The organism is Candidatus Poribacteria bacterium, assembly GCA_021162805.1.
Taxonomy (GTDB): Bacteria; Poribacteria; WGA-4E; order B28-G17; family B28-G17; genus JAGGXZ01.
Genome location: JAGGXZ010000154.1, coordinates 1 through 10,639, shown reverse-complemented (window position 1 = coordinate 10,639; position 10,639 = coordinate 1). Strand labels below are relative to the sequence as shown.

At 51.3% G+C, this 10,639-nt stretch carries 10 protein-coding genes; 4 read left to right on the top strand and 6 right to left on the bottom strand.

The window, feature by feature from the left end:
- Positions 1-391: 391 nt before the first annotated feature.
- Positions 392-1,165 (top strand): hypothetical protein, encoded by a 774-nt coding sequence (locus J7M22_11920; protein ID MCD6507313.1) that lies wholly within the window; start codon positions 392-394, stop codon positions 1,163-1,165.
- Positions 1,166-1,278: 113 nt separating this feature from the next.
- Here J7M22_11920 and J7M22_11915 read toward each other — a convergent pair whose 3' ends face one another.
- Positions 1,279-1,803 (bottom strand): nickel-dependent hydrogenase large subunit, encoded by a 525-nt coding sequence (locus J7M22_11915; protein ID MCD6507312.1) that lies wholly within the window; start codon positions 1,801-1,803, stop codon positions 1,279-1,281.
- 90 nt (positions 1,804-1,893) lie between these two features.
- On the opposite strand from J7M22_11915, the gene J7M22_11910 reads away from it, so the two are divergent.
- Positions 1,894-2,829, top strand: a complete 936-nt coding sequence (locus J7M22_11910) for a PAS domain S-box protein (protein MCD6507311.1) — start codon at positions 1,894-1,896, stop codon at positions 2,827-2,829.
- On the opposite strand, the gene J7M22_11905 is transcribed toward J7M22_11910, so the two are convergent.
- The 5 genes from J7M22_11905 to J7M22_11885 all read right to left on the bottom strand — a co-directional run bounded on the left by J7M22_11905 (position 2,816) and on the right by J7M22_11885 (position 9,977).
- Positions 2,816-3,943 (bottom strand): hypothetical protein, encoded by a 1,128-nt coding sequence (locus J7M22_11905; protein ID MCD6507310.1) that lies wholly within the window; start codon positions 3,941-3,943, stop codon positions 2,816-2,818. The two genes, J7M22_11910 and J7M22_11905, sit on opposite strands and share 14 nt — an antisense overlap.
- The gene (locus tag J7M22_11900) at positions 3,940-5,025 is read right to left on the bottom strand and encodes a hypothetical protein (protein ID MCD6507309.1); all 1,086 of its coding nucleotides are present in this window, start codon (positions 5,023-5,025) and stop codon (positions 3,940-3,942) included. Before J7M22_11900 ends, J7M22_11905 begins: the two co-directional genes overlap by 4 nt.
- A 51-nt stretch (positions 5,026-5,076) precedes the next feature.
- The gene (locus J7M22_11895) at positions 5,077-6,399 is read right to left on the bottom strand and encodes a sigma-70 family RNA polymerase sigma factor (protein MCD6507308.1); all 1,323 of its coding nucleotides are present in this window, start codon (positions 6,397-6,399) and stop codon (positions 5,077-5,079) included.
- A gap of 83 nt (positions 6,400-6,482) precedes the next feature.
- Complete coding sequence (locus J7M22_11890; GenBank protein ID MCD6507307.1) at positions 6,483-8,636, bottom strand: carboxypeptidase regulatory-like domain-containing protein; 2,154 nt, start codon at positions 8,634-8,636, stop codon at positions 6,483-6,485.
- Positions 8,637-9,977, bottom strand: a complete 1,341-nt coding sequence (locus tag J7M22_11885) for a sigma-70 family RNA polymerase sigma factor (protein ID MCD6507306.1) — start codon at positions 9,975-9,977, stop codon at positions 8,637-8,639.
- 122 nt (positions 9,978-10,099) lie between these two features.
- On the opposite strand from J7M22_11885, the gene J7M22_11880 reads away from it, so the two are divergent.
- Positions 10,100-10,345 (top strand): type II toxin-antitoxin system Phd/YefM family antitoxin, encoded by a 246-nt coding sequence (locus J7M22_11880; GenBank protein MCD6507305.1) that lies wholly within the window; start codon positions 10,100-10,102, stop codon positions 10,343-10,345.
- Positions 10,324-10,639: type II toxin-antitoxin system VapC family toxin (locus J7M22_11875; protein ID MCD6507304.1), on the top strand; the 316-nt coding region annotated here is incomplete at its 3' end. The genes J7M22_11880 and J7M22_11875, both read left to right, overlap by 22 nt.

Sequence of the window (10,639 nt, the reverse complement as noted above, 5' to 3'; positions counted from 1 at the left end):
TGATGGAAGGGATGATAGGTTGAGCTATGCCCGTATTGAACTTTAGAGGGAGGAGAGAGGGGGATTTATGGCCTTCTCAAGGGGACAGTTATCGCAGCCATAGGCATAAAGCGGGTAAGGCGTAGAGAGTAGGGCGTAGAGCGTAAGGCGCTTTACGCCGCACGCATTACGCACTACGCAATAAAGGGTTGATCCCTTTTGGGGGTTCAAGTTTATCCTTTTGGTTGGTTGAAAGGATGAATTGGAGGTGTGGTTCTCCCGCTTGATGATTGCCTTCATCCTGTATTTGAGCCGAGTTTTGTCAGTCAATCAGTCAGAGGGGCAAAAGGAGGCTATGTTGATGTTATCTCTGGGCTTGCTAATCCTTTAGAAGCTTTTGAGAGATGAAAGGATGCGATCAATATTTTGGAATCAGATCTCCGAATTTGGTGTATGGGGATTGGTTGCAGCTTTTACGGTATTAGTACAAGGATGCACGAATACATATGTGCCCCCGCCCATTTATGTTTTGTATACCAATCCACCGCCTGGTGTCAAGGCACCTGTGAATACTCTTATCGGAGCGGTATTTGACTGTGATATTTATTCGATCGAAGTGGAAATAGTTGACAGCAAGGGTAATAATGTTTACGGCAGGTTAACGGTAGATCATAATTATTTCTCCTTGAAACCCTATAGGAATCTTCATCCTTGTGAGACGTACACGGTCATAATATCCGATGTACACGCTCTAGAAGACACTGCTTCTCTGGATAATTACTCTTTTAGCTTCGAGACCTCGGACGAGATAGATGAAACGCCCCCGAGGATCATAGAGATCGTACAGATCGTGAATGTTGATGGCTCTACCAAACACCTACCGCTTGATACGCTGGTAGACCCCGATGGAGGGTTTGGTATCATATTCAACGAGCCAATATTTCGACGCGAATTTAACCCTCGCACGGTGGGGATTTACATTGAACCCGAGGTTGCTGGATCAATGCTTATAACCTTTGTTTCTCCCACTGAGGCTTATTTGGATATAAGCGAACTGCTTGAAGAAACGACCTACAAAATAAGGTTCAGCGGTGGATTTTTCTGGGATTTAGCCGGTAACAACACATCTGAATACTTTTTCACCTTCCATACGGGAAAACGAAAGAAAGTTAAAAGAGATGATTAGGAATTACGGGATGGTTCACAATTAGGGTGACAATTTTCGCCGCCATAGGGGCGCAAGGCTTTGCGCCCTTAAGGGGCTAGGCATTCAAAGGGGAATGCCTAGCCCCTACGCTTTCATCTCCTGGCAAGCCTTTTCACGATGTTTCCGCCCGTATCACGGATGACGACCTCGAGAGGCATCTGTCCGAGGAGGGCGTGGGTGGCGCAGGCGAGACACGGATCATATGCCCTGAAGGCCATCTCGACCATGTTCAAAAGCCCCTGATCCACCTGCCCCTCCTTGATCAGGCTCTGCGCCGCCTTTTTGATCGACATGCACATCCCGGCGTTGTTCTGACAGGTGGCCACGATGAGGTTCGCCTTGGTTATGATGCCCTCCTCGTCGGTCCAGTAGTGGTGGTATAGCGTTCCCCGCGGCGCCTCCACACATCCAACACCTTCGCCTGCGATTCCCTGTGGGATGATCCTTACATCAGTGCTGGTTATCTCCTCATCCGATGCGAGCTCAAGCAGCCTTTCGGCGGCATACATTATCTCCACGAGCCTCGCCCAGTTGAAGGCAAGGGTGGCGTGAGAGGGTTTCTCGCCTAGCACGTCAAATAGCTTCTCATAGGCCTCCTGCGCGAGGGGGGTTGCCATTCCGTCGGCGACGTTGAGCCGGGCGAGTGAATTAACCCTGTACAAGATCTGTCGGGCCAGATCATCGCCGCCAATCAGGCCGCCTCGAGGTTGACCGGATACGATCTGAACGAGCTGATAGGGAAAAACATATCCCAGTTCCTCACCCCTCAGGGGCTTGAGCTGGAGATGGAGGTGGAGCGAAAGCTGCTCTCCGGCGAGGAGGTGGAGCAGCCATATGAACAGAGGGTGATAAAAAAGGACGGTAGGAAGGCGATCCTCATGCTGACCACCAGCCTCCTTGGAGATGAGAAGACGCCCTCCTTCCTGCATATCGCCCGTGACATCACCGATGAGAAGAGATTGCGGGAGAACCTGCGTCTCTATGCCAATCAGATCAGCAAGGCGCATGAGGAGGAGCGCAAACGCATCGCGAGGGAGCTGCATGGCGATACCATCCAGATCATGGTCGCCATATCCCGCCGCCTGGATAACCTTATATCAGAGCACTCAAATATGCCGGAGGAGATGCTCAAACCATTGGAGAGAGTCCAGAGGGATATAGATGAATCCCTGATTAGAATACGCCGCTTCGTCCAGGATCTGCGCCCTCCCACCCTGGAATACTTCGGACTACTCCCTGCCCTGAAGGAGTTGGCAAGACAGGTTCAGGACCAATCGGATATAGAGGTGGGATTGGAAGTCAGGGGATCGGAGTGGCGTTTCTCACCAGAGGAGGAGCTCCTGATATACCGGGTCGTTCAGGAGGCCATGCGTAACGTCTGGAAGCATTCTGAGGCTACAAAGGCCGAGATCAGGATAGAGTTTGGAGATGAGAGAACAACCGTGACGGTCAGCGATAACGGAAAGGGTTTCGAGATCAAAGGGGATTCGGAGTTTCTGGAGGCGGGGAAGCTCGGACTTATGGGCATGAGGGAGAGGGCCCATCTTTTGGGAGGTTCCCTGAAGATCATCTCCCAGCCGAACGCGGGGACAGAGGTGATCCTCACCATTGAAAGGTCAGATCATGAGATCAAAACAGGATGATACTTCTCCTCGTAGCTACGATCCTCTTATACTTGTCCAGCAGAGTCAGAAGGGAAAGCATATCACCACTTGAAAGGTCGAGGATGAACAACAGCTTGGGTTCTGTTAACAGATAGGCCGTATCTCCTGAAACGGCAATGTCGGCTATCGAATTAAAAGGGGCTCTTATGACATCGACCGTCTCACCCCATTTGTCCAGGGCGAAGAACATCACCTTTCCACCATACCCGTAGGCCATCGTCACTTCACCTATATCCCTTCCCTTTAGCTTTTTCCTGCCGGATAGATACAGGTATTTCGTGTAGGCGGCGTCCAGGTCTATGCGATCCCATCTCTCGCTCTCAGGTGATTTCAGCTCGATCCTCCTGATACCCCCGTGCCACCTGATGAAATAATCCTTCGAAAAGGTTATCCTCCAACCCCATCTCGCCCGGTACGAAACCTGATCCCTCATTAGTAAGAGGGTGGTGTAGAGGCAATTCGAGGGGAGGAAGGAATCGGAATTTCTAAGCGCTTTCATGAGCTCTACCCTATCGATTCCGTTTTCAATTGAAGCGGTCGCGAACTGCGATGTCCATGTGGTGATCGGAAGCGATGCGATCGGCTTCGGAGAGGTAGGATTACGGACCAAGAGGATATGGAAAACGGATCGGCCGAGCAGATAGAGATACTCGCCGGAGAGATCCATATCAACTATGGGTGAATCCCCTACCTTCATCCTCGCCTTTTCCTTCAAATCCTTCAGACCGATCACAACGAGTTCATTCTCAGCGGGGACAAAGAGGTAATCGCCGTTCAGAACCGCATTGCCGGATATGCGCCTTAGAGGGAACTCCGCCACGCCCCTGACACTTCCGTCCGCTCCAATCCTGAAAAGCTGAACTCCCCCGTCACCCGTCATAGCTATCCTTTCGCCGCAGATGCTAAAATATCTCGGTTTTCGCTTGATCTCGACAGTCGTTAAAAGTCGAGGCTTATGAGGATCGGAGACATCCATCACGGCGAAGGCCCATTTTGGAGGCGGACTGCTGAAGAGGGAAACCCCTTTCATAGCGCATCCGGGGAGAAGAATCGAGATCATGAACGCTGTGATGAGCAGGGCGACTCTCCTCACCGTTTCACCTTCCTCCTGACGGCTGCGATGTAGATCATGTCCCCGTTCACGCCTAAAGCCTTGAATTCGAGCTCAGGTTCGCTGAACATGCAGGTTATCCTCCTCTCAGGGATCTCCAGAACCATCAGCTCGCCCGATTCGGTTATCAGATACGCCTTATCCCCGACGATCTGAAGGTCGATCATGCTCTTCAAGCGTTCCGTTTCGTCTATCCTTCCTCTCCACCCGGTGATTAGAACGATCCTCCGGTTAAAAAGGATGTATCCCCCTCCGATGTTCGCGTTCGAGATATATCGCATCCCCTCTTGGATGAGATCCAAATACTCCGGCTTACCTCCTTGAGGTAGGAGCCAGAGCAGCTCAGGCGTTCGGTAATCCCAGTAGAGGAGGTATTTCTCGGAGATAGCCGGTATCCTTCGGGAATCGCCGCTTTCTCTTCTGAGGACGATTACATCCTTAAGATCGTCCACCCTGATGTTGAGGAACTTCCGGGTAACCGAGGATTCGATGGCGGCGTTGAGTTCGCTCCAGGGCCTGACCTCATCGTGAAAGATACGGAAGAACACATCCCGACCTGAGATACCGGATGAGCTTATAAGCTCCGGCCGGGTGGGGTTTGATATGGAGATGAGGTGGATGTATCGGTATCTGTCCAGAGCCCACGCCATACTACCTTTCACCCGGAACTCAGCTATCGGCATTCTCTCGTATCCCTCCGGCCCGTTTTGCATCTCCCATTTCGGAGGGTTTGATGAGGAGTCCATCACGAAAAGCCCTCGACCGGTGGGGACATAGAGGTAATCTTTGATGACGTAGAACCTTCCCACGGTGTTTTTAAGCGGCAGTTGTACGATGAGCTTTAGCGAGTGAGGATCGGAGACGTCCGCCACCTCCAATCCCTCTTCGGTTCCGATGAAAGCTCTTCCGCCGTAACAGGCGATGCATCCCGGGATAGGTCCTCCGTTCAACGGCAGGGATGCGATGAGATCCGGGTTTCCAGGATCTGACGCGTCAACGGCGATCAACAGGGCCGGATCAGTTCCAGTTAAGCATATGAGGCATGGTAGGATCACCCATAACATGGTTCATTTCGACCTCAACTCGTTTTCCCTGTCTTCACAAAGCTTAAAAGGTCAGAAATCGACGGGTTCTCCTCTCAATCTCTTCAGGAACCTCTTGTAGTAAAAGGGGTTCTTCTTCAGAAATTCCAGGGCTACGGTGTTCCCCTGAAAGGCGTATCTCTCCACTATATCGAAGAGCCTGAACCGTTCGTCCATTAATCTATTACTGGTGTCTACCAGCGGATCGATCACATATTTCACTAGATAGAAATGACGTCGAAAGGCTTCTCGACTTTTCTCCTCCATACCCATGCTGTCGTAATAATTCACCAGTTCGATCAAGTCGTTGTTCTCCTTGGCCAGCTCATCGAGTTTCTTTCTTAATCTCTCCTCCTCGGCCCGTACCTCCTTGATCCTCTCTATCGTCCACCTCAACTCCTCGGGGACAGCCTCCTCCGTCTCATCCTGCTTATCCTGGGGTGTCTCCCTTTTCATTTCACCCCACGCCTTATCGGGTGTGGGCGGGATATCCTCCTCTAGGGAAACGGCTTGCTCCGACTGCTCATCGGAATATTCATCTAAAACAGCATCCAGAAAGGCATTGAACTCCTCAAACGTCAGATCATCTGATTCCTCCTTCCTTACGCTCTTCTGGGATGTAACGCTCTCTTCCACCTTCCCATACATCATATCTCTTGGTTTCACAACCGGTTCATCCTCCCCTTTATGCATCACGATCCAAACCCCAAATCCTCCCGCTATCAATATTCCCATACCTGTTACCACAGCTTTAGTTGATAGCTTCATGATAACACTCCCTGGGAATCTCATGATTTTACGCCATGGCATTAAGATCACCCCGCCGAATTTCCACTTCAACCTCTTCCGTATCTTCTTCAATCCCCTTTGCACTCGTTTCGCCACGGCGCTATATGATAAGCCGTACTCCTCGCTCAATTCGCCATAACTTTTCCCCTCGAAAAGCCATCTTTTCAGCATCTCTCTGTCCATCTCGGGCAGCCGGTCTATGAGCTTTTCGGTCTCCTCCAGCAGTTCGTTTCTCAGTATCTCATCCTCGAACGAGGGGATACTCAGTTTATCGGGATCGATCTGGGAAAGAGAGATGATCTGAGGTTCCCTTTTTCTCATCCGATCGAAGGCGATGTTGAAAGCGATCCTCATCACCCACGTTTTGAAGGAGGAAGGTTTTCTCAGCTTTCTGAGATGCAGATACGCCCTGAGGAAAGCCTCCTGAGCTATCTCCTCCGCGTCGAGTGGATCAGTGATGAGAGAACAGAGGGCGCTGCAGACTGAATCGAAGTATTTCTCCACCAGTTTGCAGAATGCTGAGCTATCGCCTGAGATGACTTTTTGTATCAGATGCTCGTCCCTCAAGATCTTCCTCCACCTAACCTAAACATAATCTCGGTGGGGAAATAGTATAACAAACTTCCCTTCGACCCCGTCATGAGGGGTTTTCACTCATAATAAACGCTCACGCCTTTGGGCGGACTGATACGGAACATCTCATCGGGCAGATCTACGTTTATCGAGAGATTGTAGAATCTGACGATCTTAATATGATGCAGCCTGCGCTTTCCACCTTTGAATTCGTATGAGATCGATCGCACTTCCCTCGGATACCACATGTCGCGACCGTAGCTCTTCTCCAAGGTGAAACGTATGTAAGTCTCCCAATCTCCATCCGTGGTGCGGGCGTAAATCTCTTGAGGGAGATAACCCCGCCGGGCGTTAACCAACACGTAACCCTCGAAGTTGGAGATCGGCCAGCGATCGACAGGGATTCGATAACACAGATCGTCGTTTACAACCTCGCCTCTAGCCGGTGCCATTCTCACCCCAGGGTATTTGACGAGGTAGCGTTCCAGAAGATCTCCGGCGGAGGCCGTGCCCCAAAACCTCAGCCAGTAAAGCGGCCCCATCTCTTTAACACTGGAAAGTCTTATATCCCCCTTGCTGATCACCAATTGGAGAGGCCGACGCAACCTGAAACGATAGGACCTCTCACCGTCATAGGTTATCCTAAGTATAGGGGTCTTAAGGAACTGAGCTATAGGTGGCAACGGCTCCTCGGGGTTCACCTCCTCAGGGGTGATCTCACCGAACATCGCATCGAAGCGGTATCTCACGCCTTTAAAGGCATAGTAGCCACGGCTTAAGCTTATGCTCGACTTGACGGAGGGCACGGGCATGCCGTCCCGACGGAATTCCACCTCTATCTCCTCCACCATCTCCCTTGGCGTTATCCACCATAGATCGGTAAACATCTCACCCGATCGCATCTTCCCTTCGCGTTTTCTGATCTCCTCCAGAAGTTTCTCAAACGTTATTCCATCGTCTTTACCTACATCGCCCTCCCTCTTAACATGCACAACGAGACCCGTTATGTCCCCCCTCATATCGAACTTCAGAGGTTCCACCCTTCCCCATGAATTTAGGAATTCCGCCGGTATGAACCCAGGCACCTCAACGATCAGATCGGCGTCGAGCGGTGGAAGTCCCTCGAGTTTGAACGAGCCGTCCTTTCTGATCGGAGCTGACACCTCTCCGCATGGGGTGGTAGCGACGGCACACGACCCTTCGGGAACGGGCTGGCTTTCAGGCATAACGATTCTGCCGCTGATGCTTCTCCCTTTACTAAGGATTATGTTTATCCCCTCACGCACCTCACCTTTTTCCAATCCGTCTATCCTCAAAGGGGGCGCTATATATCCACGCTGAGCTTCAGTTGAGTTACACATCACAAACAGATCGTAGGGTCGATCAGCGGCCAGGTGGGTGAAAAGATAGCATCCGTTTTCATCTGTTCGGGCATATGTTGTAGGCAAGTAGCCTCCATCTCCCTTTGGAGCCGCCACGACGACCGCCCCGGACAGCGGCACATCGAGAGTGCGTTTCGAATTCTCAGTAATCCGACACATCACCATACCGCCGACGGATACGCCTCTATTGAGTATGACCTCGTTCAGCTCGCTCCCCGGTTTGACATCCCTCGCGTATTTAGGAGCGAAATCGGGCCTGGTGATCAGGGCTTCATACCGTTTTGAAGGGTCCCAACCCGGAAGGATGGCTATCCCCTTCTCGTCCGATATACCGGTCGGTTCACCTTTCCGCTCACCTATGATCTCCACATAGCTTCCGGGTAGCGGTCTGCCCTCCTCATCCGTCACCTTTATCCTGATTATCTTCTCCTGGGGTATCCCCTTAAGGTTCAAAGACGAGAGTTTAAAGGTCACTTCCTCTCTGGCTTCGACGCCGTCGAAGAACCGAGGGACATAGCCCGGGGCCAGGACGAGTATCTTGAAGACGAGATCGGCACGCAGAGATTCGATCCTGAAGGAGCCGTTCCCATCCGTCAGGGCTTCCTTGGAACAGTCCAGGTAACAGTAAGGGCATGTGAGGGAATATCCGGATTTCGGTTTGGCGGTCCAGATGTCAACCCGCGCGCCTTTTACCGGTCTGCCTCTCTCATCAACCACCCTGCCTTGAAGATCCATCCGTTCATCATCCGGTGAGATGGACCGGGCCATCGCTACAGCGATGTGAAGCCAAGCAACAATTAACACCGCAAAGGCCGAGATCCCATACCAGAGCAACCTCCTCCTTTCCATTTATTCACCTCCTTCCTTTTGTTTTATCCTCTCCAATGCTCTCTTATAGAAAAACCCATCATATTTCTCCTTTAGAAACTTAAGGGCGGTAGGATTCCCTTGAAGGGCGTATTCTTCTACTATGTCAAAGAGTTTGTAGATCTCATCCCATGCTCTGTGATAAGCATCTGAAAGTTCTTCCCCATATTTTCCTAATTCATATATTCGGCGGGAGACTTTCCTCCGTTCCTCCCAATCGCCGATTTCAGCGTAGTAGTCTCGCAGCTTATATAACTCTTCTTTCTCATCCAGGATCTCAAACTCTCTTTTCCTTAACCTCTCTCTCTCAGCATCTAACTCATCAATCCTCTCCATAGCCATCCTGAGTTCCTCTGGTATCTCCTCCCCAGCGATTTCCTCCTGTTCCCCCTTCCCTTCCGAACCTCCCCTCGTTTCACTTCCCGCCATCTCCCCTGATGAGGATGATGGGATCACCTCCTCTGAAGGGACGGTCTCCTCCCCCTGCCCACCGAAATACTCATCTAAGACGGAATCCAGAAAGGCGTTGAACTCCTCAAAGGTCAGATCATCCGATTCTCCTTCTTTCTCATCCTTCTGAGATGAAACATTTGCCTCCATCCTCCGCTCCACCTTCACCCCACTCGGCTTCACAACAGGGTTCTCATCTCCACGATGCATCGTCATCCATATCCCTGTCCCTCCAAGCATCAGCACGACCGCTCCCGTTATCGCCACCTTCGTCGTGGCCTTCATAACGACACCTCCTATCATCTTCCCAACCTTCCTCCATGGAAGAATTATCAAACCGCTCAGCCTCCTAAGCACCTCCTCCCTAACCTTCTCCTTCGCCCTCTTCACCCGCATCTTCACCGCCCCTATGCTCCTGCCATATCGTTCACTCAACTCCCTGTAACTCTCCCCTTTCAGCCATCCCCACAACATCTCCCTTTCATCCTCACACAACCCCTCCATCGCATCATAAAATATCTCCTCCGCCTCCCTCCTCAAAAGCTCATCCTCGAATGACCTATCATCCGCTATCTCCTCTTCCAATTCCTCTATCGAGATGACCTGGAGATCCCTCCTCCTTCTGAGCCTCTTGAGGGCCATGTTGTGGGCTATCCTGATCATCCAGGGGAGAAAGGAGTTGGGATCTTTCAGCTCTCTTAGGCGGTGGTATCCTCTCAGGAAGGCGTCCTGGGTAACTTCCTCTGCCTCGAAGTAATCTCTCAGCAGTGAGGCTGTGTAGAGGAGGACTTTATCGTAGTATCTCTCCATCAGCCTTCCGAATGCTATGGGGTTGCCCTGTAGGGTTTGTTGTATCAGTTCCGTGTCGTTCATAGTTTCCCCTCTCATACATTATAGATACCATTTTGAGCCAAAAGGTAACAAAAAATTTTCGATGATGGAGTGACTTGACTATGGTCAACGACTATGGTAAAATCCCCTCGAAAGGAGGGGTTATGATGGAAAGCATTTCGATTTCCAAGTTCAAGGCGACATGTCTGGCTTTGCTTGATCGGGTGAAGAGGACAGGTCAACCGATCTTGGTGACTCGCCGTGGTGAGCCGATCGCTCAGATCCTACCCCCACCTCCCCCTGAGCGACCATCCTCCTGGTTGGGATCGTTTCGGGATACCGGTAAGATTAAAGGCGATATCATCGGCCCTGCATTGGAGGAAGGGGAATGGGAGATCATGAACCGATGAGGCTCCTTCCGGACACTCACATTTTCATCTGGGGCCTTATGGAACCTGAGCGGTTAAGCCCTCGTGTGGCTGAGGTGTTGGAAAATCCGGCTAATGAGCTTTGGCTTTCCCCTATTGTGATCTGGGAGGTTTTGATCCTTGCCGAGAAGGGGCGACTGGAGTTGAAACCAGACCCTCTAAGGTGGGTTCGTCGCGTACTGGGAGAGATACCGTTCCGGGAAGCTCCTTTTACCTATGAGATAGCTATTCAGAGTCGGCTTGTCGATCTTCCTCATCGGGACCCTGTGGATCGTT

Bases quoted from the DNA above. Each gene is read 5' to 3' on its own strand.
- J7M22_11900 (MCD6507309.1), bottom strand. From the start codon at position 5,025: ATGTTATGGGTGATCCTACCATGCCTCATATGCTTAACTGGAACTGAT.
- J7M22_11915 (MCD6507312.1), bottom strand. From the start codon at position 1,803: ATGGCAACCCCCCTCGCGCAGGAGGCCTATGAGAAGCTATTTGACGTG.
- J7M22_11880 (MCD6507305.1), top strand. From the start codon at position 10,100: ATGATGGAAAGCATTTCGATTTCCAAGTTCAAGGCGACATGTCTGGCT.
- J7M22_11885 (MCD6507306.1), bottom strand. From the start codon at position 9,977: ATGAACGACACGGAACTGATACAACAAACCCTACAGGGCAACCCCATA.
- J7M22_11920 (MCD6507313.1), top strand. From the start codon at position 392: ATGCGATCAATATTTTGGAATCAGATCTCCGAATTTGGTGTATGGGGA.
- J7M22_11890 (MCD6507307.1), bottom strand. From the start codon at position 8,636: ATGGAAAGGAGGAGGTTGCTCTGGTATGGGATCTCGGCCTTTGCGGTG.